We start from the raw sequence: 25,470 nt of genomic DNA on the forward strand, positions 1-25,470 counted from the left end.
GGCCCGTCGCGGCAGCGGCCGTCGGTTCGCTCCCGAAGCGCCTCCCGGACCCCTTCCGCGACTGTTCGAACCAGTCCGGGCGGGAGGAAGCAGGCACGACGACGAGCCCCGGGAACCGCGCACGGCCCCGCCGTGCCGGCGGAGGAGCCTCCGCACTCCCGGTTCCACCCGGCGTCCGCACCGCTCCGCCCGACCCTCGTCAAGGAAGAAGTTCCCCATGCTCATGGCCCACCCCGCCGTTCTGACCGACCTGCTCAGGCAGTACGCGTCCCTGCAGGCCCTGCACGCCGAGCGCGGCACGCCCGAGGCCCGGCAGCGACTGGAGGACGTCTCCTACACCCTGTGCATCGCCACCGGGACCCGGGACATCGAGTCCGCCCTGACGGCCGCCCGCCACCAGCTGCCCGGTGCCCGTCCTGCGGACGACTCCGTCGTCGCCCCCGCCTAGGCGTCCGCCCGGCCGGGCGGCCGGGGTCGTGTCCGGTTCCGGGGACGGACCGCCGGACTCATGCGCCCTCCCGGCCGTCCGGTACGAGGACCAGCCGGCCGGCGACCGTGCCGGCCTCCAGTCTCCGGTGCGCCTCCGCGGTCATCGACAGCGGCAGGCGGTCGGCGATGCGCGGGCGCCACGGGGTGTCGCGCAGCACGCCCACGACGCCTTCCGCCGCCGCGGCGAGGTCTGCGGTCGTGGCGTTGCTGATGGCGAAACCGACGATGCTCGCGTCCTTGGTGTAGAGGCGGCCCAGCGGCAGGGCGGAGGGGCCGCCGCCCAGTCCGACCATGGCGACCAGACGCCCGCCGTGCGCCAGCAGGTCGACGGAGTCGGCCAGCACGCCGTGGCCGGAGGTGTCGAGGTGCACGTCGTAGCCGTCGGGCGCGGCCCGGCGCAGTCGCTCGCCCAGGTCGGGCGCACGGTAGTCGAGGACCTCCGCGGCGCCCAGGGCGTGGACCGCCGCGGCGTCCTCGGCCCGCGCCGTCGCGATCACCCTGGCACCGGCCCGGGCGGCCAGTGCGACGGCGGCGCCGCCCACGTTGCCGGCCCCGCCCCCGACGTACACGGTCTCGCCGGACCGCAGCCGCCCGTGCCGGAACAGCGCGAGCCAGGCCGACGCCGCCGGGTGGGCGGCCGCGACGAGGTGTTCCCCGGTGATGCCGGGCGGCGCCGCGTAGAGCCGTTCGGCGGCGACCGTCGCGTACTCGGCGCAGGCTCCCTGCCGGCCCGCGTGTCCCAGGCTGTTGCACCACACCCGCTGCCCGGCCGTGAAGCCCACCGCGCCGGGCCCGGTGCCGGCGACCTCCCCGACGAGATCGCGTCCGACGACGAAGGGGAACGGGAGCGCGGTGGCGTAGGCCCCGGAGCGCACGAAGGTGTCCACGGGGTCGACGGCGACGGCCTCGACACGGACGAGTACGTCCGTGGGTCCGACGGGCGGCACGGGGAGCGTCCCGTACCGGATGGCGTCGGCCGGGCCGACGGCGTCGATGCAGGCGGCCCGCATCGTGCCGGGGACTGCGCTGACGGACATGGCTCCTCCTGAATCGGGGCGTCGGGGCGGCGACGCCCCACCACCCGATCATGAACCCGATGCCGCACGCCGGCAGTTCCGGGTGCCGCGGCGCACCGCCGGACCGCCGGGCACGACCCGGCGGGCGCGTCCGGACAAAGGGGGTGCGGGCCCGCTCCGGCGACCGGATGCCGGGGCGGCGGCCAGGGCGTAGTGTCCGCGTATGGGCGATGTTCGGTCCGGTCGGCGGGCCGGGGTGAGCGGACCGGGTGCCGGGAGGCACCGGCCCGCGCCCGGTGCCGCGGGCCCGGCCCGGCCGCGGGTCGGGGCGGGCGGCTGATGGACGCCGCGATCGACGCGGCGATGGACGCCGTAGTACAGGAGTGCGGGGCGTTCGGCGGGATGCTGTACGTGCTGTCGCCGGACGGCGAGGCGTTGTGGCTGGTCCTGGTGGCGGGGGTGCCGCAGGAGATCGCCACTCCGTGGCGGCGGATCGCGCCCACCGATCCCATGCCGGTGGCGGACGCCGTGCGCGAACGGCGCGTGGTCTGGATCGCCGGCCAGGAGCAGATGGCACGCCGGTACCCGCGGCCGGCGCTCGTCCTGCCGTACGAGTTCGCGCTGGCCGCCGCCCCGGTCTCGTCGGACACCGCGCTCCGGGGCGGGCTGGTGCTGCTGTGGACCGGCGGCCGGCCGGACCGGCTGAGCCGGGGCGAGCGCGACGCGCTGGAGAGCGGCTGCCGCCGCCTGGGGGGCCTGTTGCAGGCAGCGGCGGACCGCGGCGACCGGGTGGACACGGAGCGGCTGCGGATGCTGCCGCCGCCGGCCGGGCGCCGCCTCTCCCCCGACGAGGCCACGGCGGTCTCGGCGTTCGTGGACCGACTGCCCGGGGGGTCCTGCGCGCTGGACCTGGACGGCCGCATCACCTTCATCACCCCGGCCGCCGCCGACCTCGTCGGCCGTGACGCGGCCGACCTGCTGGGCACGCTGCCGTGGGAGTCGCTGCCCTGGATGGACGTCCCCCAGGTCGAGGACCGGTACCGGGCCGCGCTGGTCAGCCGGCGGCCGCAGGCCTTCATGGTGCTGCGCCCCCCGGACGTGTGGCTGTCGTTCGAGCTGCATCCGGACGCTTCCGGCGTCAGCGTCCGCATCACACGGAGCGATCCCGCCGAGGAGGCGCCCGCGTCCTCGCCGGTCCCGACCGCCGGCCCCAGCCGCGCCACCGTGCTCTACCACCTGATGCACCTGGCGGCCACCCTCACCGAGGCCGTCGGCGTCCAGGACGTCGTCGAGCAGACGGCGGACCAGCTGCTGCCCGCTCTCGGCGCCCAGGCCATGACGCTGATGACGTCCGAGGACGGCCGCATCAGGATTCTCGGCCACCGGGGCTATCCGGCCGAGATCGTGGAGCGTTTCGACGCCATCCCCCTGAGCTCGGACATCCCCGGCAGCGCGGTCCTGACCACCGGCGTCCCGGGCTTCTTCCCCAGCTTCGCCGACCTCGTGCGCGACTACCCGGCCACCGTCCACGAGGACGGCATGGCGTCCTGGGCGTTCCTGCCGCTGATCGCCTCCGGCCGCCCCATCGGCTCGATCCTCCTCGCCTACGACCGCCCCCGGCTCTTCCCGCCCGGCGAGCGTGCCGTGCTCACCTCACTGGCCGGCCTGGTCGGGCAGGCCCTGGACCGCGCCCTGCTCTACGACACCAAGGACCACCTGGCCCACCGGCTGCAGTCCGCCCTGCTGCCGCACACCCTGCCCCGGGTTCCCGGGCTGAGGGTCGCCGCCCGCTATCTGCCGGCCGCCCGGGGCCTGGGCATCGGCGGCGACTTCTACGACCTCATCCGCCTCGACGCGCGCACGGCCGGCGCCGCCATCGGCGACGTACAGGGCCACAACGTGGACGCGGCGGCCCTCATGGGACAGGTCCGCACCGCCGTGCACGCCCACGCCACCGTGGGCGCGTCCCCCGCCGACGTCCTGGCCCGCACCAACCGCCTGCTCACCGACCTCGACCCCGGCCTGTTCGCGAGTTGCGTCTACGTACACCTCGACCTCGCCAGGCGTCGCGCCTGCCTGGCCACCGCCGGCCATCCGCCGCCGCTGCTGCGCCATCCCGGCGGACGCACCGAACTCCTCCGGGTTCCCCCCGGCCTGCTGCTGGGCATCGAGCCGGACACCGCCTACCCGGCGCAGGAGATCCCGCTGCCGCACGGGTGCGTGCTCGCCCTCTACACCGACGGCCTCGTCGAGGCCCCCGGGGTGGACCTCGACGACGCGACCGCCGCCCTCGCCGGGCTGCTCGAGCACGCGGACCCGGCCGACCTCGACGCCATGGCCGACACCCTCATCCGGCACGCGCCGACCCCGGGCGACGACATCGCTCTGCTCCTCATCAGCCCCGGCGACTGACGTCCGACGGCGAGGGACACCCCGGCGGCCCGGGCCGTTAGCATGTGCGAGCCCAGGACGATCTCCTGTTCGCCCGCTCTTCACCCGGAAAGACATGCCAAACAGCGCCATACCTGACTCGTTCTTGCTGAATCCGACAATCGAGCCACACCGGTGAAAAACACTCCCGCAGACATACCCCGGCGGATCGACCGCGCTTCTCTGCTCTCCGTGCGGCGACGGCCGCGGACGGTGCTGTGGGCCACGGCGGGTGCGGTGACCCTGGGCTTCCTGGTGGCGCTGGAGTGCGCCGCGCGCCACTACGGTCTGCCGGGGCCGATCACCCACCAGGCCCGCGAGGTGTTCTTCACTCCGGCGTCGGGGCCGCTGCTGTACGGCGGGCTGGCGTTGACGATGGTGGTACTCACCTGGCGGCAACGGCTCCTCGCCGCCTCCCTCGCGGTCGCCGTCGACGTCGTCTTCGCGCTGGTGCGATGGAGGGCCGGTGCCGACATGGAGTTCGGCAACGGTGCCCTGTGGGTGGTTCTGGGCTGCGCGGTCGTCGCGGTCACGCGCCGTTCCGGCCGGGAGCGCGTGCTGCTGCTGAAGGGCGTCGGTCTTGGCCTGCTGCTGGTGGCCGGTCACAAGACGGGCGACACCTGGCTCCTCATCACCTCGAAGACCCGGCCGACGGTCCTCGACCAGTACGTGGCGACCGCGGATCACGCGCTGGGCAACCCGTCGTGGCTGGTCGGCCGGATCGTCGAGGCCACCCAGCCGATCAGCGGCCACGCCCTGCACCTGGTCTACGGTCAGCTTCCGCTGGCGGCGGCCGTGGTCGGGCTCTACCAGCTGCGCCATGTGGCGGACGAGGGCCGTTTCCCACGTCACCACATGGTGCGCACCTTCCTCGCGATCGGCCTGCTGGGGCCGGCCGTGTACATGATCTTCCCGGTCGTGGGACCGGTCTTCGCCTACGGCGCCGAAGGCGGCTCGTGGGTGGCGGCCGACCTGTGGCCGGGGACGCTGGCGCCGGTCGGCGTCCCGCACTCGATGCCGTTCGACGCGGTCACCCCGCGCAACTGCATGCCCAGCCTGCACACGGCGTGGGCCACCACGCTCTTCGTCCACACCCGCAAGGGCTCACGGCCGATGCGCTGGGCGGGGGCGTTCTGGCTGGTCGCCACCCTCGTCGCCACGCTGGGTTTCGGTTACCACTACGGCGCGGACCTCGTCGCCGGTGTGGTGTTCGCGCTCACGGTCGAGGCGACGATGCGCGCGCTGGCACGCGGCTGGGACCGGTCGGCCACCCTGCTGGTCGCCCACGGCACGGCGGTCTTCGCCCTGCTGCTGGTGTCGTACCGCTTCCTGCCGAGGCAGATGGCCGGACATCCGTGGCTGTCCGGGCCGCTTCTCCTCCTGGTGGCGGCCTCGGTGGTCCACGCCTATGTGCGGACGACCAGGGGGTGGGCCCCGAAGCCCGTTCCGGCGCCGCGACCGGAACCGCAGCCCACCGAACCGCGCCCCGAGCTCGTGTGAGGCCCGGCGCCCCAGCTGGCCCCGCCTCGGCCGGCCCGCGCTCCCGCCCGGGCCGGCTCCCGGTTGCGGGGCCCCCGGCGAGGCGTTTCGGTGGGGAGGCCCCCCGTCGACGCACCAGGAGCCGCCCCATGCCGACGCCGCCCTTCGGATCCGTATGACGAACCCGGTCTGCACGGTGGGGCACTCCACCCGGGACTTCGACGAGCTGCTCACCATGCTGAGGAACAACGAGGTGACGCACCTCGTCGACGTCCGCTCCTTCCCCTCGTCGCGGAAGTTCCCGCAGTGGAACGAGTCCGCGATCGTCGACGCGCTCCCGCCCGACATCGCGTACCGGCGGATTCCGCAACTCGGTGGGCGCCGGCACACGCCCAAGGGGGTGCCCAGCGAGAACGGCGCATGGCGGGTCAAGGCGTTCCGGGACTACGCCGACTACATGGCGAGCGACCAGTTCGAGGAAGGGCTGGAGGAACTGCTCCGCCTTGCCGCGCGGGGGCGGCCCGCGATCATGTGCAGCGAGGCGGTGCCCTGGCGCTGCCATCGCAGGCTGATCACCGACGCCCTGATCGTGGCGGGCGTGGAGGTCGTGCACATCATGTCGGCCACGACGACGAAGCCCGCCGTCCTGAACCCCCACGCGCGCGTCCGGGACGGACACCTGGTCTACCCGCCCGGCACGGACGAGTCATGAGTCCCGTCGTGCTGACCTGCCGTCGTCCAGCCAGTGCGCCAGCACAGCGGCCGTGCTGTGGCCGGCGTCCTTGGCGGCCGTCAGCAGCGTGACGTCGCCGTGGGCCGCGAGGTCGCGGAGCTCCTGGACGGCCTGCTCGTGCTCCGGGTCGTCCAGCTCGGCGACGTAGCGGCGGCGGAACTCGGCGAAGCGCTCGGGGTCGTGGTGGTACCAGCGGCGCAGATCGGTCGAGGGCGCGACGTCCTTCAGCCACCTGTCCAGGTGTGCCGCCTCCTTGCTCACCCCACGCGGCCACAGGCGGTCCACCAGTACCCGCTCGCCGTCCTGCGGCGACGGCTCCTCGTACACCCTGCGAATGGCTATCCGTCCGGCCACGGCGTCCTCCCTGCCGGTCCCCCCGCCGGCGGCACCCGGCGGGGCACGATCCGCGTCACATCCTAGTCGGGCCCGTCCGTGCGGTCGCCTCGAGTCGCGTCGCCGTAGGCCGTGTGGAACCGTGGGAGCGTCGGCAGGCGCGACGCTCCTGCCTGCACGGAGAGGAGGGTGACCATGTCCTCGAAGCGACGTCGGAAGAAGAAGGCACGCCGCAAGCACGCCGCCAACCACGGAAGGCGGCCGCAGTCCTGAGGGCGGGCCGCGGGATCCGGAACGGGTGGGCCATGCACAGCATCGAGGAAACGGTCGAGGTCTCGGTACCGGTGCGCACCGCGTACAACCAGTGGACCCAGTTCAGGACCTTCCCCCGGTTCATGACCGTGGTGCGCGGGGTCGAACAGGTCCGGCCCACCGTCCTCGTGTGGACCGTGGGATACGGACCGGTGCGCCGCGAGTTCGCGACCGAGATCCTCGAGCAGGTGCCCGACTCCCATCTGACCTGGCGGAGCCTCGGACGAGGGCCCGCGCACCGGGGCGGGGCGACCTTCCGGCCCACCGCCGCCGGCGGGGCCGCGGTCACCGTGCGGCTGGAGTTCGCGCCGCGCGGCCTCGCGGGTCTGACGGCCCGCGCCCCCGGGGTGAGCGGCCGCGTCCTGCGGGCCGAGCTCGGGCACTTCAAGAAGTTCATCGAAGGACTGGGGGAGGAGTGCGGGGCCTGGCGCGGAGTCGTCCGCGGAGGCCGCGTCTGCCCCGTGGAACCGGAACCGCCCAGGAGCCGGGTGCCGCACTGGCCCGTCGGCTGATCGCCCCGGCGGCAGGAGCAGGAGGAAGCCCACCCATGAAGAAGCCGCCGCGCGAAGAGCCGGAGGACGACCTCACGGTCACCCCGCCCAGGAAGTGGGCGGCCGGGGTTCCCGCCGTCGTGCACGCCCTCGAGTACTCCCTGGAGCAGACCTCGCCGGCGCGCACGGGGGTGACGCTGCTGACCATGAACCAGGTGGACGGCATCGACTGCCCGGGGTGTGCCTGGGCGGACCCCTCTCCGGGCCACCGGCACCGCAACGAGTACTGCGAGAACGGCGCCAAGCACATCAACGACGAGGCGACGACGCGGCGCGTCACCCCTGACTTCTTCCGCCGGCACACCGTCTCCGACCTGGGGCGGCGTTCCGACATGTGGCTGAACCAGCAGGGCCGGCTCACCGAACCGATGGTGAAACGGCCGGGGTCCGACCACTACGAGCCGATCAGCTGGAACGACGCCTTCGGACTGCTCGCCGCGGAACTGACGTCCCTCTCCTCCCCGGACGAAGCCGTCTTCTACACCTCCGGCAGGGCGAGCAACGAGGCGGCGTTCCTCCTCCAGCTGTTCGCCCGGGCGTACGGCACCAACAACCTGCCCGACTGCAGCAACATGTGCCACGAGTCCAGCGGCTTCGCCCTGCACGAGACGCTCGGCACCGGCAAGGGCACCGTGAGCCTGGACGACCTCCACCAGGCCGACCTGATCTTCCTGGTCGGGCAGAACCCCGGTACCAACCACCCGCGGCAGCTCTCGGCGCTGGAACAGGCCAAGCTGAACGGAGCCCGGATCGTCGCCGTCAACCCGCTGCCCGAGGCCGGGCTGCTGAGGTTCAAGAACCCGCAGAAGGTACGCGGGGTGGCCGGCTCCGGCGTCCCGATCGCCGACCGGTTCCTGCACATCCGGCCCGGTGGCGACCTGGCCCTCTTCCAGGGACTGAACCGGCTTCTGCTGGAGGCCGAGGACGCACGGCCGGGCGAGGTGCTGCACCACGACTTCATCCGGTCCCGCACGAGCGGCTTCGCGGAGTTCGCCGAGCACGCCCGCACCGTCGACTGGCACGACGTCCTCGCGGCCACGGGCCTGACCCGCGAGGAGATCGAAGAGGTCCGCGACGACGTCCTGCGCAGCGAACGGGTCGTCGTCTGCTGGGCCATGGGGATCACCCAGCACAAGCACGGCGTCCCCACCGTCCGGGAGATCGTGAACTTCCTGATGCTGCGCGGCAATCTCGGCAGGGCGGGGACCGGCGCCTGTCCGGTGCGCGGGCACAGCAACGTGCAGGGCGACCGGACCATGGGGATCTGGGAACGGATGCCGGACTCGTTCCTGGACGCGCTGCGAGGGGAGTTCGGCTTCGATCCGCCGCGCGCCCACGGACTCGACTCGGTGAACTCGATCAGGGCGATGCGGGAGGGCCGCGTCGCGGTCTTCCTCGCCCTGGCCGGGAACTTCGTGCGGGCCGCTCCGGACAGCACCGTCACCGAGGAGGCCATGCGGCGCTGCCGTCTGACCGCCCACATCTCCACCAAGCTGAACCGGTCCCACACGGTCTGCGGCGAGACCGCGCTGATCCTGCCCACTCTCGGCCGTACCGAGCGTGACATCCAGGCGGGCGGCGATCAGTTCGTCACCGTGGAGAACTCGATGAGCGAGGTGCACACCTCGCGCGGCCGCCTGGAACCGGCGTCCAGGGTGCTGCTCAGCGAGGTCGCCATCCTGTGCCGGCTCGCCCGCCGGACCCTCGGCGACACGACGGACATCCCCTGGCGGGACTTCGAGGCGGACTACGGGACGATCCGCGACCGGATCGCCAGGATCGTGCCGGGGCTGCACGACTTCAACCGGCGGGTGGTGCGCCCCGGCGGGATCCGGCTGCCGAACCCGGTCAACGAGGGCGTCTTCCCCACTCCGCCGGGCAAGGCGCTGTTCACCCGCAACGCCTGGGAGATGCCCGACGTTCCGCCGGGGCACCTGCTGCTCCAGACCCTGCGCTCGCACGACCAGTGGAACACGGTCCCCTACACGCCGAACGACCGCTACCGGGGCATCCACGGGAACCGGCGCGTGGTTCTGGTCGCTCCGGCGGACCTGAGCGCGCTGGGCCTGACGGAGGGACAGCACGTCGACCTGGTCGGCGTGTGGACCGACGGTGCCGAGCGCAGGGCCGAGGACTTCGAGGTCGTCCCCTACCCGACCGCGCGCGGTTCCGCCGCCGCGTACTACCCGGAGACCAACGTCCTCGTGCCGCTGGACAGCGTGGCCGACATCAGCAACCAGCCGACGTCCAAGGGCATCGTCGTCCGCCTGGAGCCCGTCGCCGTCCGGCGGGGCGCCACCGTCCCGGGGTGACGGCCCGGCGCCGGCCCGGCCCCCGGGGTCGGGGCACCCGCCGGATCACGGGCTCCGGCGCACGCGGGCGAGGGCACCGGTCTCCAGCGCCACCCACAGGGCGCCGTCGGGGCCGAGGGCGACGCCGTGCGGCTCCGAGCCGGGTGCCGGCAGGTCGTGGACCTCGATCACGCCCTCGGTGGTGACGGAGCCGACGCGGTTGCCGCCCCACTCCGTGAACCACAGGGCACCGTCGGCGCCCGGAGTGATCGCGTGGGGCCGGCCGGCCCGGTCGGGCAGCGGAAACTCCGTGATCTCGCCCTCGGTGGTGACGCGGCCGACGAGGCCGGCGGCGATCGCGACGTACCAGACGGCGCCGTCGGGGCCGAGCGTGATGCCGACCGGTGCGGCGGCCGCGGTGGGCAGCGGGTGGACGGAGACCGCGCCGTCGTGGTCGATCCGGCCGATGGCGTCGGCCTGGTTCATGGTGAACCACATCGCGCCGTCCGCTCCCGCGGTGATCGCGGACGGGAACGCGCCGGTGACCGGGAGCGGGAACTCGGTGACCTCGCCGTCGGTGGTGATGCGGCCGATGCGGTCGGCGGCTGTCTCGGTGAACCACAGGGCACCGTCGGCTCCGGCCGCGATACCGAAGGGCCCGCTCCCGGGCGTCGGCAACGCGAACTCCGAGACGGCGCCGCCGACGGTGATGCGGCCGACGCGGTGTGCCCGGTACTCGGTGAACCACAGGGCACCGTCCGGGCCGTTGGTGATGATCGTCGGCCCGCAGTCCGGTTCGAGCCGGTGGCTCTCCGGCCGGCCGCCGGGCACCAGCCGGCCGATCCGGCCGCTGTGCACGAGCGTGTACCACAGCGCGCCGTCCGGGCCTGTGGTGACCGCGTACGGTCCGCCGCCGTCCACGGGGTGTTCCTCGATCGATACGTCGGTCATCCGGCCTGCGCTCCGTGCTCGTCGGCTGATGGGTCGCGAGCCCGATGATCTCACCGGAGGCCCCCCGAAGGGCACCCGATTTTCCCGGCCGGGCCCGTCGCGCCCCGTCAGCCGCCCCGGCGGTTCAGCGGACCCTCCCCCGGGCCTTGAGCGGCGTCGCCGGCAGCTCCGGCGCCGGAAGCGGAGCCCCGTCGTACCCCTTCACCTCGCCGAACCGTGACCCCTCCATCCAGTCCCGTCGCGCTTGCTCGATCTCGTCCTGCGACCGTGCGATCCAGTTCCAGAACATGATCAGCTCCTCCTCGAACGGCTCGCCGCCCAGGAGCATCAGGCCCGCGTCCGACTCGGCCCGCAGCGGCAGTTCCCGGCGGCCGCAGCCGAGGTAGAGCATCGAGCCCGGCACCAGGGGCACGCCGTCGACGTGGGCCTCGCCGGACATGGAGAGCACGGCGTACTCGAAGTCCGGCTCCAGCGGGAGGCGTACGTCCGCGCCCCGGGCGAGGCTCAGGTCGGCGCCGACGAGGGGGGTGTACGTCGTCCCGGGCGAGGTCGCGCCGTCGAGCTCGCCGAGGAGCAGCGTGGCCGTCAGTCCGGGGGCCGTGACGTGCGGCAGGTCGTCGTGGAACTCGAAGTGCGGGTCGATGTGGCGGTGGGCGTCCGGGAGGGCCACCCACAGCTGGGCGCCGTGCAGGTGACGGGCGTGCGGGCGCGGGCTCTCCTCGGAGTGGCTGATCGCGCGGCCGGACGTCATCAGACCCAGCTGACGCGGGCGGATGGTCCGCAGGCTGCCGGTGGAGTCGCGGTGCAGGACCTCGCCCTCGTGGAGCCAGCTCACCGTCTGCAGGCCCATGTGCGGATGCGGCGGCACCTGCATGCCGGGCTCGTCGGCGATGTCGTCGGGGCCGTAGTGGTCGACGAAGCACCAGGCCCCGATCATGCGGCGGCCCAGGTTGGGCAGCAGCCTGCGCACCTCGGTGGACTCGCCGAGCATCACCCGGCGGGGACTGAGGAGCTCTCGCACGGGCTCCGCCACCACGAATCCGCGGCCGCCGCACACGGAGGGAACCGCCTCGCGATCGAGATTGCTCATGCCGCCCAACCTAGCCCCGCGCGGCCCGCCGCGTCAGTCCGTCCACGGCCCCGTCACCCCGCCGGACGGACGGGCTCCACGCCGGTCCCGGCATGCCTCCGCCTCACGGAGAGGATGGTGGAATTTTCAACCAACGGGTGTGGTTGCACGGTCCGAAGGAGGCAGGAGTGGACATGACGTACTACGACCACGGAACGCCGGCGGAGCGCTGGGAGCGTGCGCGGATGTTCTTCGACGCCAAGGACTACGCCGCCGCCGCGCGCGTGCTGGGCGGGCTGGTCGAGGAGGTGCCCGAGCAGACGGGCCCGCGGCTGCTGCTGGCGCGCGCCTACTACCACTCGGCCCAGCTGCGGCGCGCGGAGGCCGAGCTTCGGGTCGTCGTCGAGCGCGACCCGGTGGAGCACTACGCGCGGCTGATGCTGGGCCGCACGCTCGAACGGCAGGGGCGTCAGGAGGAGGCGGACACCCACCTGCGGATCGCCTCCGCCTTCACCGGGGACTTCCCGCAGGAGGTCTGAGGAGCGTGCCTGAGCGGTGCCCCGTGCGGGGTGCCCGCGGTGCCCGGTTCCCCCTGGGGAGCCGGGCACCGGTGCGTGGGCTCCGGGCGCCGTGTCATGCTGGCGCGATGGGAGCCCCGAGTCAGGACGCGCCTCTCGCCGAACGCGTCGAGGAACTGCTCGCCGCCGGCGGTCCGTTGCCGATCGTGGCGGCCGGTGATCCGGTGCTGCGGCGGGTCGCCGAGCCCTTCGACGGGCAGCTGGAGCCCGCGCTGCTGGCGCGGTTCGTGGCGGCGCTGCGCGTCACCATGCACGCGGCGCCCGGGGTCGGCCTGGCGGCGCCGCAGGTCGGGGTGGGACTCGGCATCGCGGTGATCGAGGATCCGGCGCCGGTCCCGGACGAGGTGCGCGTGGCGCGCGGGCGGGTGCCGCAGCCGTTCCGGGTGCTGGTCAATCCGCGGTACGAGCCCGTCGGCACCGGCCGGGCCGCGTTCTACGAGGGCTGCCTGAGCGTGCCGGGCTGGCAGGCGGTGGTGGCCCGGCACGCCGAGGTGCGGCTGGTCGCGCGGGACGAGCACGGGCGGGCGGTGGACGAGGTGTTCACGGGCTGGCCGGCGCGGATCGTGCAGCACGAGACGGACCACCTCGACGGCACCCTGTACCTGGACCGGGCCGAGCCGCGGTCCCTGGCGTCCGGCGCGGCGATGGCGGAGCTGTGGGCCCAGCCGACGCCGGAGCGGGCCGCGGCGGCCCTGGGGTTCGACCTGCCCTGAGGCCGTGTCGGGCGTCCCGGCGGGCGGCCGGGGCGCGTTCGGGGCGGACGCGTCCCGCCGGCCCCGAACACCGCTGCCGGACCGGTCAGTTGTCCCGGTAGGCCTCCAGGAGGCGCAGCCACACCTCGCTGATCGTCGGGTAGGACGGTACCGCGTGCCACAGCCGGCCGACCGGCACCTGCCCGGCGACGGCGATCGTCGCGGAGTGGAGCAGCTCGCCGACGCCGGGGCCGACGAAGGTGACGCCGCGGACGATCTCGTCCTCCAGGTCGACGACCATGCGGGCGCGGCCGGTGTAGCCGTCGCGGTACAGGCTCGCGCCGGCCACGGTCGACAGGTCGACGTCCACGGCGCGGACGCGGTGGCCGACCTGTTCCGCCTCGGCCAGGGAGAGTCCGACGGACGCCGCCTCCGGGTCGGTGAAGACCACCTGGGGCACCGCGTCGTGGTCGGCGGTCGCGGCGTGCGCGCCCCACGGGTCGGACTCCGGGACCGCCACGCCTGAGGCGCGGGCGGCGATCGCGGCACCCGCGATCCGGGCCTGGTACTTGCCCTGGTGGGTGAGGAGCGCACGGTGGTTGACGTCGCCGACGGCGTACAGCCAGTCGTGGCCCTCGACGCGGAGGCTGTCGTCGACCGGGAGCCAGGAGCCGGGCCGGAGGCCGACGGTCTCCAGCCCGATGTCGTCGGTGCGCGGGGCGCGGCCGGTGGCGAAGAGGATCTCGTCGGCCTCGATGCGGTCGCCGGTGCCCGTGACGGCGACGACGGTTCCGTTCTCGCGGGTGACGGACTCGACGGAGGTGCCGGTGCGGATGTCGGCGCCGGCCTCGCCGAGCGCCTCGGCGACCAGTTCGCCGGCGAACGGCTCCATGCGGGCCAGCAGGCCCTTGCCGCGGACGAGGAGGGTGACCCGGGAGCCGAGGGCCTGCCAGGCCGTGGCCATCTCGACGGCGACGACTCCGCCGCCGACCACGATCAGCCGTCCCGGCACGCTGCGGGCGCTGGTGGCCTCGCGGCTGGTCCAGGGGCGTACGTCGCCGAGTCCCGGCAGGTCCGGGAGGGCGGCGCGGGTGCCGGTGCAGACGGCGACGGCGTGCCGGGCGGTCAGTGTGCGGCGGGTGCCGTCCGGGCCGGTCACCTCCACCGTGCGGGGTCCGGCGAGGCGTCCCTGTCCGCGGTACAGGTCGGCGCCGATGCCCTCGACCCACCGGACCTGGCCGTCGTCCTTCCAGTGGGAGGTGTAGTCGTCGCGGTGGGCGAGGACCGCGGCGGCGTCGAGGGGGGCCTGCGCCGCCCGGTCCAGTCCCGGGGTGCGGCGGGCGTCCGCACGGGCGATGACCGGGCGCAGCAGGGCCTTGCTGGGCATGCACGCCCAGTAGGAGCACTCGCCGCCGACCAGTTCGCTCTCCACGATCGCGGTGGACAGTCCCGCCGCCCGCGTGCGGTCGGCGACGTTCTCCCCCACGGGGCCCGCGCCGATCACCACGACGTCGTACACGATGGATTCCGTTTCCGTCATGGGGCCAGTCTGGTGGGTGGTGTGCGGCGTGGCCACATGGGTACGTGCGCGGAATAGCCGCCCCACCGGCCGCGTTGTGCGGACGGCTTGTCGCCGACACCAGGAAGAGGGATCACGTCATGAGCAGCACCGTGGAGCTCACCAAGGAGAACTTCGACCAGATGGTCACGGACAACGAGTTCGTCCTGATCGACTTCTGGGCGTCCTGGTGCGGGCCGTGCCGGCAGTTCGCCCCGGTCTACGAGAAGGCGGCCGACGAGAACCCGGACCTGGTGTTCGGCAAGGTGGACACCGAGGCGCAGCCCGAACTGGCCCAGGCCTTCGGCATCCAGTCCATCCCGACGCTGATGATCGTCCGGGACCAGGTGGCGGTGTTCGCTCAGCCGGGTGCGCTGCCCGAGGCCGCGCTGACGGACGTCATCGGGCAGGCCCGCAACCTGGACATGGACGAGGTCCGCAAGGCGGTCGCCGAGCAGCAGGCCCAGCAGGAGGGCGGCCAGGCGGCGCAGGACGGCCAGTAGGGAGCGGGCGGTTCAGCTCGACCCGCGGTGCACCACCCTCGCGCCGAGCACCGTGTGCAGCTCGGGAGCGGCGCCGGGGTCGTGGACCGCGCGGTCGACCAGCGCGGCCAGGTCGCGGCCGGACGGCAGTTCGAGGTGGACGGTGCTGAGCCGGGGCCGGAGCAGGCGGCCGAGCATGAGGTCGTCGGCGCCGACCACGGCCGCGTCCCGGGGGATGTCCAGGCCCGCGTCCTGCAGCGCCCGCATCAGCAGCATCGCGTACTCGTCGTTGTACGCGAACACCGCGTCGAGGCCGAGGGCGGGCCAGCGGGCGGCCAGGCGGGCGGCGTCCCCCTCGTCGTAGGCGAGCGGCAGTTCGGTGACGGTGGTGCCGGTGCCCTCGACCGCCCGGCGCACCCCGCGCAGACGCGGTGCCGAGAAGACGTCCAGGCCGGTCTCCGCGGGGACGACGACGCCGATCCGGCGGCGTCCCCGGTCGTGGAGGTGGCGTCCGGCGCGGTGGCCGACGGCCTCGTGGTCCATGATCAGGGCGTGCGCTCCCTCGACGGCCTGCGGCGCGAGGGTGACGACGGCGCGGGCGCCGGAGCGCTTGAGCAGTTCCACACCGCGCGGCCCCAGTCCCGAGCCGGGCACCAGGACGGCGACCGGGCGCAGTTCGGCCCAGGCGCGGGCCGAATCGTCGTCGTGCGGCCCGGCGGTGCCGTACTGCACGACCGTGTAGTCGAGTCGGCCGAGCGCCCACTGGAGTTCGGTGAGGAACCGGCTGTAGAGCGGGCCGACGGGGAAGGACGGTGCGGGCATCAGGACCATGCGGCTGTGTCCGGCGCGCAGGGACCGGGCGGCCGCGTGGGGGACGTAGCCGAGTTCCCGGGCGGCCTCGTGGACGCGGCGGCGGGTGGCTTCGCTGATCCGGACGGCGCCGGTGTTGTTGAGGACGTAGGAGACGGTCGCGCGCGAGACGCCGGCCAGGCGGGCCACATCGGCACTCGTGGGGACTGAGCGCGGTGCCAGGGACGCGGGGGCGGGCGTTTTCGGTATCTGCACCATGACGTACGGCATCTTGGCAGAGCCCCGGGTACCGCCCGCGGGCGGGGGACGATGGTCCGGACCGGACGAAATCCTCGGGCCGTGACGGACGGGGCCACGACGCCGGCCGGACGGGACGCCCCCGGTCCGGGCCGGGAGTTCAGCGCGGCGGCTCGGTGCGGGTCACCCTCGCCACCAGGTCCAGCCAGCCCGCCTCCAGCCGGGACACCGGCACCCCGCACTGCTCGGTGAGGTGGTGGATCAGGGCCGGGTCCAGGTAGGCCATCAGCGTGTGGGAGAGCAGTTCGCTGTCCGCGTCCGGGACGGCCTGGCGCAGCAGCAGGGCCACGTGGCCGCGCAGGAAGCGGCGCGGGGCGGCGGTGTAGCGGCGTTCCGCGCTCGGCTCGGCGGCCAGTTGCAGGGCCAGTTCGTCGACGCTGCGCCGCAGCATGGCGCAGCCGAAGGCCCCCAGCCGCTCCACGGCCGGCGCGCCGGGTCCCAGGGGCGGCGGCCCGCCGAGGAGGGCGGCCTGGAACTTCTTCTCGGAGTGGTCGAGCAGCGCCGTCAGCAGGCCCGTTCGGTCGCCGAAGCGGCGGAAGACCGTGCCCTTGCCCACCGAGGCCGCCGCGGCCACCGCCTCCATGGTGAGGCAGGCCGCGCCGTGCTCGGCCACCAGCCGCCCGGCGGCCTCCAGCAGCCGGGCCCGGTTACGGGCCGCGTCGGCGCGCAGGCAGGGTTCGTCCTCGTCGGCCCCCGTACCGAGCTGGAGCAACTCGGGCGGAGCGTCGGGCTCCTGGGGCCTGGGAAGGGGCGGCGGGGCGGCGGACATGAAAACAGCGTAAAGCATCGGGAAGAAACTGGACCGCGGTCCGCTTAAGATGTTAGAAATTAAACGGACCTCGGTCCGGATCGCTCCGGCGGTGTCTCGGCACCGGCCGTTTCACAGCAGCACCAGCAGTGGGAGTACTCAATGTCTGTCCGCATCCTCGCCCTCGTCGGCAGCCTTCGCGCCGGTTCGCACAACCGTCAGCTCGCCGAGGCGGCCGTCCGCCTCGCCCCGGAGGGCGCCGAGGTGGAGCTCTTCGAGGGACTGGCCGACGTCCCGTTCTACAACGAGGACATCGACGTCGAGGGCAGCGTCCCCGCCGCCGCGGTCAAGCTGCGTGAGGCCGCCCTGGCCGCCGACGCCTTCCTGCTCTTCTCGCCCGAGTACAACGGCACCATGCCGGCCGTGCTGAAGAACGCCATCGACTGGCTGTCCCGTCCGTTCGGCGCCGGCGCGTTCAACGGCAAGCCCGTCGCCGTGATCGGCACCGCCTTCGGCCAGTACGGCGGCGTGTGGGCGCAGGACGACGCCCGCAAGTCCGTGGGCATCGCCGGCGGCAAGGTGATCGAGGACATCAAGCTGTCCATCCCGGGCTCCGTCACCCGCTTCGCGGAGACCCACCCGGCCGACGACACCGAGGTCGCCGCGCAGCTGACCGAGGTCGTCGCCCGCCTGCACGGCTACGCGGACGGCGCCGCCGCCTGACCCGGCTCGTGAACACGCACAGGACCGGAGCTCGCCGAGTTCCGGTCCTGTGCGTGTGCCGGGACGTCCGTCAGGCCACGGCGCCCGATGCCAGGACGCGCAGTTCCTCCAGCGCCGCCGCGACCGCGGGACGCCGGTGGCCGCCGCGGCGCGTGCAGGTGAGCAGCTTGCGGCGCGGCCGGTCCGCACAGGGCACCCGGACGATCGGCAGGTCCGCGGCCGGCCGGGCGAGCCGGGGGATCAACGCGACGCCGAGTCCGTGCGCGACGAGGTGGGCGGTGACGTTCCAGTCGAGGGCGTGGTGCACCACGTCGGGGGTGAACCCGGCGGCACCGCAGGCCGACATCACGTGCAGCCGGCAGGGACTCTCGGGCACGGGCGCGATCCACGGCTCGTGCGCCGCCTCCGCCAGGCCGACCGGGTTCCGTCCGGCCAGCGGGTGCCCCTCCGGCACGACCAGGTCGAACGGGTCGTCCAGCAGCGGCCGCTGATCGAAGCGCGCGTCGGCCGACGGCGGGTTGTGCGGCGTCGACTCCACCACCGCGAGGTCGCTCTCCCCCTCGAAGAGCAGGTCGAAGATCTCCGTCACGCCGGCCTCCCGGATCCGGACCGACAGCCGGGGGTGCCGCTCCCGCAGACGCGCGGCCAGCGGCGCCAGCAGCACCGAGACGGCCACCGGGAATCCCGTCACCCTCAGCGGCCCGGCCGGCGCCCCCTCCCCCGCGCGCAGGTCGAGTTCCGCCTCGTCCCAGCGGGCCTGGATCGCGTCGGCGTGCGCGAGCAGGCTCTCGGCGGCCGGGGTCAGCCGTACGCCCCTGCCCTGCGGCTCCAGCAGGACGACGTCCAGCTCCCGGGCGAGCTGCCGGATCTGCTGGGACGCGGCGGACGGGGTGAAGTGCAGCGCGTGGGCCGCCGCGGTGACCGTGCCGTAGTGGGCGACCGCCCGGAGGACGTGCAGCCTGCGCAGGTCAATCATGAAGGCAACGCTTCACGGTGGGTTCCGCAAAGTCAACCTGGACGTGAACGGAGTTCTGCCCGCACCCTGTCCGTGGGGCCACGGTGACCAGCACCCGCACCGGCCCTCCCCCGCGTACCACCGACGCACGAAGGAGTCGCCATGCCCAGCACGACCGGCGCCCGCTGCCCGCACTGCGGTTGGCCGGACGGTGCCGAGCCCTTCCAGGTGGTGTCCACGCACACCACCGCGGCCGGCGGCACGGTGTGGACCCGCTGCGCCTGCGGTTCGCTCCAGGCCCGTGTCGTCGACGACCGCGGCACGCGCGTCGTCTCCCGCGGCGGGCCCTCGCCGGCGCCCTCGGGTCCGGCGGGCCGCTGAGGCGGCACGGGCCGGCCGGCGAAGCCACAGGACGGGGACCGTCCGTGCCGGTTCCCGGCCGCCGTTGACATCCTCCGGCCGGGAACCGTAGAACTCAGCGCACAAGGCCCCCGGGAGTACCGCCCGCGGGCGGTACGGTCCGGCGGCAGGAGACATGAGCGTGCAGCTTCCCCTGGCCGGGGTCACGGTGGTCAGCCTCGAGCAGGCCGTGGCGGCGCCCTACGCCACCCGGCAGCTCGCCGACCTCGGCGCCCGGGTGATCAAGGTGGAACGGCCGGGCGACGGCGACTTCGCCCGCCGCTACGACACGACCGTGCACGGCCACTCCAGCTACTTCGTGTGGCTGAACCGGTCCAAGGAGTCGCTCACCCTCGACCTCAAGGACCCGAGGGGCCGCGAGATCCTGCTCCGGCTCCTCGACGACGCCGACGTCTTCGTGCAGAACCTCGCGCCGGGCGCCACCGGCCGCCTGGGCCTGGACGCGGCGTCCCTCGCGGAGCGCTGCCCGCGGCTGATCCCGTGCACCGTCTCCGGCTACGGCACCAGCGGCCCGTGGTCCGACCGCAAGGCCTACGACCTGCTGGTCCAGTGCCAGACCGGGCTGGTCTCGCTCACCGGGACCGCCGAGGAGACCGCGCGCACCGGCATCTCCGTCGCCGACATCGCCGCCGGGATGTACGCGTACAGCGGCATCCTCACCGCCCTGTACACCCGTGCCACCACCGGCCGGGCCCACCCGGTGGAGGTCTCCCTGTTCGAGGCCCTGGCGGAGTGGATGGGGCAGCCCGCCTACTACACCGAGTACGGCGGCAGCCAGCCCCCGCGCCTGGGCACCCGGCACGCCACGATCGCGCCCTACGGCGCCTACCGTGCCGCCGACGGCAAGGAGGTGCTGTTCTCCGTCCAGAACGAGCGGGAGTGGGCCGCCCTGTGCGACGGGTTCCTCGGGCGGCCTGAGCTGACCGGCGACCCCAGGTTCGCCACCGGCTCCGACCGCGTCGCACACCGGGAGGAACTGGACGCCGTCGTCGCCGCCCGGATCGCCCGCTCGGACAGCGAAGCCGTCCTGGAGGACCTGCGGGGCATCGGCGTCGCCTGCGCCGGGGTCAACGACATCGCCGCGTTCCTGGACCACCCGGTGCTGGACGCCCGCGACCGCTGGCGCCGGGTGCCGGTGCCGGGGGGCGCCACGGTACGGGCGCTGCTGCCGCCGGCCGACCTGGTGGGCATGCCCGCCCGCATGGACCCCGTGCCGGCGGTCGGCGAGCACACGGAGGCGATCCTCACGGAGCTCGGCCGCTCCGCCGCCGACATCGCGGCCCTGCGCGCGGACGCCGTGATCTGAGAGCCGTAAGCCCGCGGGGTACGCCTCGTACCGCGTCGGGGGCGGGGCGCCCCGGGGTCTCAGCCCGCCCAGTCCAGCAGGCGTTCCCGGTTCTCGGGGGCGCGCAGGTGGGCGAGGGACGCCTTCTCCAGCTGGCGGACGCGCTCGCGGGTCAGGCCCACGTGCTGCGCGACCTGCTGCAGGGTGCGGGGCCGGCCGTCGTGCAGGCCGTACCGCAGGCTGAGGACGAGGGCCTCGCGCGGGGCCAGGGTGCCGACGGCCTCCCGCAGTTCCTCCGCCAGGGCCCGGAACTCCGCGACCTCGGGGGCCCGCAGCACCTCGGTGTCCGGGATGAGGTCGCCGACGACGGTCTCCCCCGTCTCGTCGACCGGTGTGTCCAGGCTGACCGCGTCCCGTCCGACGCGGCGCAGCCACACGATCCTCTCCGCGTCGATGCCGCTCTCGGCGGACACCTCCTCGACGGTCGGCTCGCGGTCGAGTGCGCCGCGGAGCCCGCGCTCCACCTTGGCGACCTTCTGCAGCTGCTCCACGACGTGCACCGGCAGCCGCACCGTGCGCGCGTGGGTCGCGAGGCCCCGCTCGATGGCCTGGCGGATCCACCAGGTGGCGTACGTCGAGAACTTGAAGCCCTTGGTGTGGTCGAACTTCTCCACGGCCCGGATCAGCCCGAGGTTGCCCTCCTGGATGACGTCCAGCAGGGGCAGCCCCCGGTGGGCGTGCCGCTTGGCCATCGACACGACGAGCCGCAGGTTGGCACGCACCATGTGGTCCTTGGCCGCCTGCCCGTCGCGGACGGTCTCCTCCAGCGCGCGGCGCCGTCCGGGCGCCGGGGCGGGTTCGCCGGCGTCGGCGGCGGCCAGCTCGTCGGCGGCGCGGACGCCGGCCTGCAGGCGCCGGGCGAGCCGCACCTCGTCCTCGGCGGTCAGCAGGGGGGTGGCACCGATCTGGGCCAGGTACTGACCGAGGAGGTCGGGTTCCTCGTCGGGTTCGGGGATGCGGCTGCGCAGCCTCGCGGTGCGGCCGGCGGCACGGCGGTCCTCCCGGGGGCCTGCCGCGGGGGTTCGTGCCAGGGGGGTCATGTCGCTTCCTCCGTCCCCTCCTCGGATGGTCGGGCCGGCCGCCCGGCGGCGGGCACCGCGGGGGCCCGGCGCGGTGGTGGTCCCGGACGCCCGTGCCGCGTCCCGGTCAGTGGCCGGGGTCGGCCCTGCTGATGTCCGCCAGGGCGGAGTGCGGGTCCTCGGTGCCGGCCAGGTCGCCGAGGCTGACCACGCCGACGGGGACGCCGCCGTGCTCGACGACCGGGAGGCGCCGGACGGCGTGGCGCCGCATCAGGTCGACCGCGTGCTCGGTGGAGTCCTCCGGTGCGAGGGTCACCACGGGCGGGGGCGTGCACACCGAGCCGACCGTGGTGTCGTCCGGGTCGCGGCCGTCGGCGACGCTCCGGAGCACGATGTCGCGGTCGGTGAGCAGGCCGAACAGGTCGCAGTCGTAGGTCACCAGGACGTCGCCGACGTTCTCCTCGCGCATGAGCCGGGCCGCCCGCGTCACCGAGGTCATGGGTTCGACGGCCACCGTGGCGGGTGACATCACGTCGCGGACGCGCTGTGTCATGGTCGCGCCTCCCTGGGTGTCGGTGCGTGCTTCGTGCGGGCCGCGTAGCCCGCTCGCGGGCCGGTAAACCGCCTTCCGGCGGCCGGCTCAGCCGAGGTCGATCAGGGCCAGACCGATCTCCGGCCGGTGTGTCCTGGCCAGCTCGGCGGGGCTGTCGCGGACGACGACCTCCAGCGTCGGCCAGACCCTGCCCGAGAGCAGGTGGCCGCCGCGGGTGGAACCGTCGGACAGGCCCAGCACGGCGTGCAGGTGCGGGGCGGGTCCGTCGTCGGCGACGGCGATGTCGCCGATCAGCGACAGCACCTCGCACTGCTCGCCGACGGGGATGTTCCGGTAGTCCCCGGAGTCACGGTCGAACCAGCCGACGACCGCCTCCGAGAAGGCGCCCACGGCGGTCACCTGGGAGGCCTTGAGGGAACGGTCGCGGGCGAAGGCGGTGAGCTCGGCGACCGGCTCCTCGCCGGGGTCCAGCACCACCACGTACACCGCCGACGGGCCGTCCTGCACCTGTTGCCACTTCATGCGCGGCCGGGTACCCGGCGCGGTCCGGCACAACCGCCGTCCGGCCCGAGCGCGCGGCGGATCGCGGCGAGCCAGTCGTCGACCGGGCCGAAGGTGAGCAACCCGCTGCCGGCGCCCGCGAGTTGCCCGGCCGCGGGAAGCAGCCGGCCGTACGTCCGCCGCAGTGCCGTCCGGTCGCCGAGTGCGAGGGCGAGGGCGGCCTCGGCGCAGCACAGGGCCTCGTGGAGGAGGTCGGGCGGCGGCTCGGTCAGGGCGCGCAGTGCCGACCGGGCCTCGGCCTCGCGGCCCTCGCCCAGCAGCGCGAACGGTGCGGCCCACGGACGGTACGGACCCCAGTCCGCCCGCGGATCCACGGCGGCGGGCCGTCCGTGGGCCAGGCGCAGCCCGAGGAGCGCCAGGGGCAGCAGTCCGCGCTCCAGGCCGGGCATCCCCGCGCCGTCGAGCCGGGCGGCAGCGGCCCGGTAGCCGGCCTCGGCACGGTCGTACGGGCTGCCGGTGGCGGCTTGGCGCAGGGCCCGGTACCAGGAGGTGAACACCGCCACCAGGGGTCGTTCGTGCCGTGCGGCGAGGCGGTCCACGGCGTCGGCGTGCTCGTCGGCGGCGGCGAAGTCGCCGAGGGCGGACCGCGCCTGGACGCGGATCAGACGACCGAGCACCTCGTTGATGTGCAGGCCGTACCGGCGGGCCAGGGCGACGAGTTCGGCGCCGACGGCGTCGCGGCGCGGGGCAAGCCCCGCGGTGGTGCAGGACTGCATGAAGGTGCCGTTGAGGGCGAACGCCAGCAGCGCGGGGTCGTCCAGGCCGCGGGCGATCCGCTCGGCCCCGGCGGCGGCCTCCGGTCCGCGTGCGGAGCGGACGCCACGGGACTCGACGGCGACGGTGGCGAGCAGGCGGCAGCGGGCCGGGGCGGTCCCGGCGTCGTCGGGCAGGGCGGCGAGGGTGTGTTCGGCCGCCGTGACGATCCGCCGGGCCGCCTCCGGGTCGTCGCTGCGGGTCCACACGGCGGGGACGTCGTAGGCGCCGATCACCCGGGCCGCGAGTTCCGCGTCGCCGGTCTCCTCGGCCGCGGCGACCGCCGCGGTGCGGTGCTCGCGTGCCGCCTCGAGACCACCGCCTCCGGTGACCGCGAGATCGCGCAGCAGGCCGACGGCCGACTCCAGCCGGACACGGGCTCCGGCGGCGACCGCGCGGTCGTACGCCTCGGTCGTGCGGGACCACAGGCGGGCCGCCGCGTCCGCGGGTTCGGCGGGCGGGTCGAGCCACGGGTCCTGGGCGAGGATGCCGGCCTCCAGCCGGCGCAGCCGGGGCCCGGGGTCGATGCCCAGTTCCCCCGTGAGCAGGGCGCGGGCCCGGCGCAGTACCGCGAGGGCGTCCGCCTGGCGGCCGGTCCGGTACAGGGCCAGGGCCAGCAGTCGCCAGGCCTCCTCTCGCCGGGGGTGTCCGGCCAGGTGCGCCTCCAGGTCGGGGACCGCCTCGCCCGCGCGGCCCAGGCCGACGAGCAGGTCCGCCCGCCGCTCGACCGCGTGCAGCCTGAGCTCGGTCAGCCGGGCGTGTTCGCCCCGGGCCCACCTCTCGCCGCCGAACTCCGCGTAGGCGGGCCCGCGCCACTCCCCCAGGGCCGCGGCGAGCCGGGCGGACGCCGGGTCGGCCGGCAGCCGGCCGGCGAGGGCGACGGCCTCCTCGAAACGCCAGGCGTCCACCGCGTCCGGTGCCGCGCGCAGCGCGTAGCCGGGGCCGTCGGTGACCAGCAGCCGGGCCGGTGCCCGGCGCGGGCGTTCGGGTTCCAGGGCACGGCGCAGATCGCCGACGAAGGTGCGCAGCGTGCCGACGGCCCGGGCGGGCGGTACGTCCCACAGGTCCTCGACCAGGCGCGCGACGGGGACCACGCGCCGCCGGGCCAGGACCAGCCGGGCCAGCAGGGCCCGGTGCCGGGGTCCGCGCAGGTCGAGCGCGGCTCCGTCCCGCTCGGCCGTGACGGGCCCGAGCACCCCGAAGGTGACCGCTTCCATGTTCCGTCCGCCCTGCTCCGCGCCGCCCCGTGTCCGATCACCACGGTACGCGCGCTGATCGGTTGCTGATCCGCGCCCGGCAGCCTGTGAGGCGTCCGGCGACGTACGCGTCGAACAGCACCGAAAGGCACCGATCAGTCATGGCACCGACCATTCCCGGCTTCACCTACGACCGTGTCCCCGTCGCCGACGGCGTCGCGCTGAACGTGGCCGTCGGCGGCTCCGGCAGCCCTCTCGTGCTGCTGCACGGCTTCCCGCAGACCCACCTGATGTGGCGGCACGTCGCGGCCGACCTCGCCGCCGAGCACACGGTCATCTGTCCCGACCTGCGCGGTTACGGCGACAGCGACAAGCCGGCCGACCGCGACGGCACCGCGTACGCCAAGCGGACCATGGCCGCCGACGTCGTGGCCCTGGCCCGGGCGCTCGGGCACGACAGGTTCGCGCTGGCCGGGCACGACCGGGGCGCCCTGGTGGGGGTCCGGGCCGGGCTCGACCACCCGGACGCGGTGACGCACCTGGCCGCGCTGGACGTGCTGCCGACCCTGGACATGTGGGACGTCCTGCACGGGACGACGGCGGCCGTGGGCTTCCACCTGTATCTGATGGCGCAGCCGCCCGGCCTGCCGGAACAGCTCATCGGCGCCGCGCCGGACGCCTTCTTCGGCCACTTCCTCGACGTCTGGACCCGGGACCCGGGAGCCCTGCCCGCCGATGTCCGCGCCGCCTATCTGAAGGCGTCGCGCGAGGCGGTGCCGTCCATCGTGGCCGACTACCGGGCCTCGGCGGGCGTCGACGTCGACCACGACCGGGCCGATCGCGAGCGCGGCAGCCGGCTGCGGATGCCGGTGACCGTGCTCCAGCAGGACTGGGGCGCGGCCCTCGGCTACGACGCCACCGCGCTGTGGCGGGCCTGGGCGCCCGGGCTGCGGCACATCACGGTGGGCTGCGGGCACTTCATGGCGGAGGAGGCGCCCGAGGAGGTCGCCGGTGCCCTGCGCGACCTGCTGGCCCGGTAGCCGTACCGCGCCCGCCTCGGGGACGGGCCGTGGGGGGCGGGGCGGCCGGGCCCGCCGCGCGCCGGGGGGGGGGGGGGCCCCCCCCC

General features: G+C 74.6%; 25 protein-coding genes. 13 read left to right on the forward strand and 12 right to left on the reverse strand.

The window, feature by feature from the left end; genetic code table 11:
• Positions 1–217 precede the first annotated feature (217 nt).
• A complete protein-coding gene (locus tag ACFWJB_RS07130) occupies positions 218–448 on the forward strand; it encodes a DUF5133 domain-containing protein (protein WP_385463723.1) in 231 nt (76 codons plus the stop codon).
• A 58-nt stretch (positions 449–506) separates the two neighbouring features.
• Here the strand turns inward: ACFWJB_RS07130 and ACFWJB_RS07135 are convergent, their stop codons facing one another.
• Positions 507–1,499, reverse strand: coding sequence for a zinc-binding dehydrogenase (locus tag ACFWJB_RS07135; RefSeq protein WP_386920910.1), 993 nt, complete (start codon positions 1,497–1,499; stop codon positions 507–509).
• A 345-nt stretch (positions 1,500–1,844) separates the two neighbouring features.
• Here ACFWJB_RS07135 and ACFWJB_RS07140 point away from each other — a divergent pair, with 345 nt between their 5' ends.
• From ACFWJB_RS07140 to ACFWJB_RS07150, 3 genes are all read left to right on the forward strand, one after another.
• Entirely contained in the window at positions 1,845–3,917 is a 2,073-nt protein-coding gene (locus tag ACFWJB_RS07140; RefSeq protein ID WP_385467774.1) for a SpoIIE family protein phosphatase, read from the forward strand.
• A 210-nt stretch (positions 3,918–4,127) separates the two neighbouring features.
• Positions 4,128–5,435 (forward strand): phosphatase PAP2 family protein, encoded by a 1,308-nt coding sequence (locus ACFWJB_RS07145; protein ID WP_386920758.1) that lies wholly within the window; start codon positions 4,128–4,130, stop codon positions 5,433–5,435.
• 154 nt (positions 5,436–5,589) lie between these two features.
• Entirely contained in the window at positions 5,590–6,126 is a 537-nt protein-coding gene (locus ACFWJB_RS07150) for a DUF488 family protein (RefSeq protein ID WP_385467777.1), read from the forward strand.
• Here the strand turns inward: ACFWJB_RS07150 and ACFWJB_RS07155 are convergent.
• On the reverse strand, positions 6,121–6,501 hold the full coding sequence (locus ACFWJB_RS07155; protein ID WP_385467780.1) for a DUF488 domain-containing protein: 381 nt from the start codon (positions 6,499–6,501) through the stop codon (positions 6,121–6,123). The two genes, ACFWJB_RS07150 and ACFWJB_RS07155, sit on opposite strands and share 6 nt — an antisense overlap.
• Positions 6,502–6,785: 284 nt before the next feature.
• Between ACFWJB_RS07155 and ACFWJB_RS07160 the strand changes: the two genes are divergently transcribed.
• Positions 6,786–7,304, forward strand: a complete 519-nt coding sequence (locus ACFWJB_RS07160) for an SRPBCC family protein (protein ID WP_385467783.1) — start codon at positions 6,786–6,788, stop codon at positions 7,302–7,304.
• Positions 7,305–7,339: 35 nt separating this feature from the next.
• Positions 7,340–9,655: an FdhF/YdeP family oxidoreductase gene (locus tag ACFWJB_RS07165; RefSeq protein ID WP_386920761.1), complete on the forward strand. Its 2,316-nt coding sequence runs from the start codon at positions 7,340–7,342 to the stop codon at positions 9,653–9,655.
• Positions 9,656–9,700: 45 nt separating this feature from the next.
• On the opposite strand, the gene ACFWJB_RS07170 is transcribed toward ACFWJB_RS07165, so the two are convergent.
• The gene (locus ACFWJB_RS07170; protein WP_386920763.1) at positions 9,701–10,585 is read right to left on the reverse strand and encodes a virginiamycin B lyase; all 885 of its coding nucleotides are present in this window, start codon (positions 10,583–10,585) and stop codon (positions 9,701–9,703) included.
• 124 nt (positions 10,586–10,709) lie between these two features.
• Entirely contained in the window at positions 10,710–11,675 is a 966-nt protein-coding gene (locus ACFWJB_RS07175; RefSeq protein WP_385467793.1) for a pirin family protein, read from the reverse strand.
• A gap of 167 nt (positions 11,676–11,842) precedes the next feature.
• Here ACFWJB_RS07175 and ACFWJB_RS07180 point away from each other — a divergent pair, with 167 nt between their 5' ends.
• On the forward strand, positions 11,843–12,193 hold the full coding sequence (locus tag ACFWJB_RS07180; protein ID WP_385467795.1) for a tetratricopeptide repeat protein: 351 nt from the start codon (positions 11,843–11,845) through the stop codon (positions 12,191–12,193).
• A 107-nt stretch (positions 12,194–12,300) separates the two neighbouring features.
• On the forward strand, positions 12,301–12,945 hold the full coding sequence (locus ACFWJB_RS07185; RefSeq protein WP_385467798.1) for a peptide deformylase: 645 nt from the start codon (positions 12,301–12,303) through the stop codon (positions 12,943–12,945).
• 85 nt (positions 12,946–13,030) lie between these two features.
• Here the strand turns inward: ACFWJB_RS07185 and ACFWJB_RS07190 are convergent, their stop codons facing one another.
• Entirely contained in the window at positions 13,031–14,464 is a 1,434-nt protein-coding gene (locus tag ACFWJB_RS07190; RefSeq protein WP_386920765.1) for a dihydrolipoyl dehydrogenase family protein, read from the reverse strand.
• A 119-nt stretch (positions 14,465–14,583) separates the two neighbouring features.
• Here ACFWJB_RS07190 and trxA point away from each other — a divergent pair, with 119 nt between their 5' ends.
• Positions 14,584–14,985: a thioredoxin gene (gene trxA, locus ACFWJB_RS07195; RefSeq protein WP_385467804.1), complete on the forward strand. Its 402-nt coding sequence runs from the start codon at positions 14,584–14,586 to the stop codon at positions 14,983–14,985.
• A gap of 12 nt (positions 14,986–14,997) precedes the next feature.
• Here the strand turns inward: trxA and ACFWJB_RS07200 are convergent, their stop codons facing one another.
• Positions 14,998–16,032, reverse strand: coding sequence for a LacI family DNA-binding transcriptional regulator (locus ACFWJB_RS07200; protein WP_385467807.1), 1,035 nt, complete (start codon positions 16,030–16,032; stop codon positions 14,998–15,000).
• Between the two features lie 139 nt (positions 16,033–16,171).
• Positions 16,172–16,840, reverse strand: coding sequence for a TetR/AcrR family transcriptional regulator (locus ACFWJB_RS07205; protein WP_386920768.1), 669 nt, complete (start codon positions 16,838–16,840; stop codon positions 16,172–16,174).
• A 141-nt stretch (positions 16,841–16,981) separates the two neighbouring features.
• Here ACFWJB_RS07205 and ACFWJB_RS07210 point away from each other — a divergent pair, with 141 nt between their 5' ends.
• Positions 16,982–17,542 (forward strand): NAD(P)H-dependent oxidoreductase, encoded by a 561-nt coding sequence (locus tag ACFWJB_RS07210; RefSeq protein ID WP_385467812.1) that lies wholly within the window; start codon positions 16,982–16,984, stop codon positions 17,540–17,542.
• 70 nt (positions 17,543–17,612) lie between these two features.
• Here the strand turns inward: ACFWJB_RS07210 and ACFWJB_RS07215 are convergent, their stop codons facing one another.
• Positions 17,613–18,518, reverse strand: coding sequence for a LysR family transcriptional regulator (locus ACFWJB_RS07215; RefSeq protein ID WP_385467815.1), 906 nt, complete (start codon positions 18,516–18,518; stop codon positions 17,613–17,615).
• A 141-nt stretch (positions 18,519–18,659) separates the two neighbouring features.
• On the opposite strand from ACFWJB_RS07215, the gene ACFWJB_RS07220 reads away from it, so the two are divergent.
• Both ACFWJB_RS07220 and ACFWJB_RS07225 read left to right on the forward strand, forming a co-directional pair.
• Entirely contained in the window at positions 18,660–18,878 is a 219-nt protein-coding gene (locus ACFWJB_RS07220) for a hypothetical protein (RefSeq protein WP_386920770.1), read from the forward strand.
• Positions 18,879–19,032: 154 nt separating this feature from the next.
• On the forward strand, positions 19,033–20,223 hold the full coding sequence (locus ACFWJB_RS07225; protein ID WP_386920772.1) for a CaiB/BaiF CoA transferase family protein: 1,191 nt from the start codon (positions 19,033–19,035) through the stop codon (positions 20,221–20,223).
• A 59-nt stretch (positions 20,224–20,282) separates the two neighbouring features.
• Here ACFWJB_RS07225 and ACFWJB_RS07230 read toward each other — a convergent pair whose 3' ends face one another.
• The 4 genes from ACFWJB_RS07230 to ACFWJB_RS07245 all read right to left on the reverse strand — a co-directional run bounded on the left by ACFWJB_RS07230 (position 20,283) and on the right by ACFWJB_RS07245 (position 24,365).
• Complete coding sequence (locus tag ACFWJB_RS07230; protein ID WP_386920774.1) at positions 20,283–21,302, reverse strand: RNA polymerase sigma factor RpoD/SigA; 1,020 nt, start codon at positions 21,300–21,302, stop codon at positions 20,283–20,285.
• 106 nt (positions 21,303–21,408) lie between these two features.
• On the reverse strand, positions 21,409–21,834 hold the full coding sequence (locus ACFWJB_RS07235; RefSeq protein ID WP_386920776.1) for a CBS domain-containing protein: 426 nt from the start codon (positions 21,832–21,834) through the stop codon (positions 21,409–21,411).
• Between the two features lie 87 nt (positions 21,835–21,921).
• Complete coding sequence (locus ACFWJB_RS07240; protein ID WP_385467829.1) at positions 21,922–22,356, reverse strand: PPC domain-containing DNA-binding protein; 435 nt, start codon at positions 22,354–22,356, stop codon at positions 21,922–21,924.
• Positions 22,353–24,365, reverse strand: coding sequence for a BTAD domain-containing putative transcriptional regulator (locus ACFWJB_RS07245; protein WP_386920778.1), 2,013 nt, complete (start codon positions 24,363–24,365; stop codon positions 22,353–22,355). Before ACFWJB_RS07245 ends, ACFWJB_RS07240 begins: the two co-directional genes overlap by 4 nt.
• Positions 24,366–24,505: 140 nt before the next feature.
• Between ACFWJB_RS07245 and ACFWJB_RS07250 the strand changes: the two genes are divergently transcribed.
• On the forward strand, positions 24,506–25,384 hold the full coding sequence (locus ACFWJB_RS07250; protein WP_386920780.1) for an alpha/beta fold hydrolase: 879 nt from the start codon (positions 24,506–24,508) through the stop codon (positions 25,382–25,384).
• Positions 25,385–25,470: the final 86 nt, after the last annotated feature.

It is taken from the genome of Streptomyces sp. NPDC127100 (genome assembly GCF_042724095.1).
Classification (GTDB): domain Bacteria; phylum Actinomycetota; class Actinomycetes; order Streptomycetales; family Streptomycetaceae; genus Streptomyces.

Excerpts from the sequence above, each read along its gene's own strand:
- ACFWJB_RS07220 (WP_386920770.1), top strand. The coding sequence starts at position 18,660 with ATGCCCAGCACGACCGGCGCCCGCTGCCCGCACTGCGGTTGGCCGGAC.
- ACFWJB_RS07160 (WP_385467783.1), top strand. The coding sequence starts at position 6,786 with ATGCACAGCATCGAGGAAACGGTCGAGGTCTCGGTACCGGTGCGCACC.
- ACFWJB_RS07210 (WP_385467812.1), top strand. The coding sequence starts at position 16,982 with ATGTCTGTCCGCATCCTCGCCCTCGTCGGCAGCCTTCGCGCCGGTTCG.
- ACFWJB_RS07205 (WP_386920768.1), bottom strand. The coding sequence starts at position 16,840 with ATGTCCGCCGCCCCGCCGCCCCTTCCCAGGCCCCAGGAGCCCGACGCT.
- ACFWJB_RS07190 (WP_386920765.1), bottom strand. The coding sequence starts at position 14,464 with ATGACGGAAACGGAATCCATCGTGTACGACGTCGTGGTGATCGGCGCG.
- ACFWJB_RS07170 (WP_386920763.1), bottom strand. The coding sequence starts at position 10,585 with ATGACCGACGTATCGATCGAGGAACACCCCGTGGACGGCGGCGGACCG.
- ACFWJB_RS07140 (WP_385467774.1), top strand. The coding sequence starts at position 1,845 with ATGGACGCCGCGATCGACGCGGCGATGGACGCCGTAGTACAGGAGTGC.
- ACFWJB_RS07230 (WP_386920774.1), bottom strand. The coding sequence starts at position 21,302 with ATGACCCCCCTGGCACGAACCCCCGCGGCAGGCCCCCGGGAGGACCGC.
- ACFWJB_RS07150 (WP_385467777.1), top strand. The coding sequence starts at position 5,590 with ATGACGAACCCGGTCTGCACGGTGGGGCACTCCACCCGGGACTTCGAC.
- ACFWJB_RS07235 (WP_386920776.1), bottom strand. The coding sequence starts at position 21,834 with ATGACACAGCGCGTCCGCGACGTGATGTCACCCGCCACGGTGGCCGTC.
- ACFWJB_RS07250 (WP_386920780.1), top strand. The coding sequence starts at position 24,506 with ATGGCACCGACCATTCCCGGCTTCACCTACGACCGTGTCCCCGTCGCC.
- ACFWJB_RS07165 (WP_386920761.1), top strand. The coding sequence starts at position 7,340 with ATGAAGAAGCCGCCGCGCGAAGAGCCGGAGGACGACCTCACGGTCACC.
- ACFWJB_RS07185 (WP_385467798.1), top strand. The coding sequence starts at position 12,301 with ATGGGAGCCCCGAGTCAGGACGCGCCTCTCGCCGAACGCGTCGAGGAA.
- ACFWJB_RS07245 (WP_386920778.1), bottom strand. The coding sequence starts at position 24,365 with ATGGAAGCGGTCACCTTCGGGGTGCTCGGGCCCGTCACGGCCGAGCGG.
- trxA (WP_385467804.1), top strand. The coding sequence starts at position 14,584 with ATGAGCAGCACCGTGGAGCTCACCAAGGAGAACTTCGACCAGATGGTC.
- ACFWJB_RS07175 (WP_385467793.1), bottom strand. The coding sequence starts at position 11,675 with ATGAGCAATCTCGATCGCGAGGCGGTTCCCTCCGTGTGCGGCGGCCGC.
- ACFWJB_RS07215 (WP_385467815.1), bottom strand. The coding sequence starts at position 18,518 with ATGATTGACCTGCGCAGGCTGCACGTCCTCCGGGCGGTCGCCCACTAC.
- ACFWJB_RS07130 (WP_385463723.1), top strand. The coding sequence starts at position 218 with ATGCTCATGGCCCACCCCGCCGTTCTGACCGACCTGCTCAGGCAGTAC.
- ACFWJB_RS07135 (WP_386920910.1), bottom strand. The coding sequence starts at position 1,499 with ATGCGGGCCGCCTGCATCGACGCCGTCGGCCCGGCCGACGCCATCCGG.
- ACFWJB_RS07240 (WP_385467829.1), bottom strand. The coding sequence starts at position 22,356 with ATGAAGTGGCAACAGGTGCAGGACGGCCCGTCGGCGGTGTACGTGGTG.
- ACFWJB_RS07200 (WP_385467807.1), bottom strand. The coding sequence starts at position 16,032 with ATGGTGCAGATACCGAAAACGCCCGCCCCCGCGTCCCTGGCACCGCGC.
- ACFWJB_RS07225 (WP_386920772.1), top strand. The coding sequence starts at position 19,033 with ATGAGCGTGCAGCTTCCCCTGGCCGGGGTCACGGTGGTCAGCCTCGAG.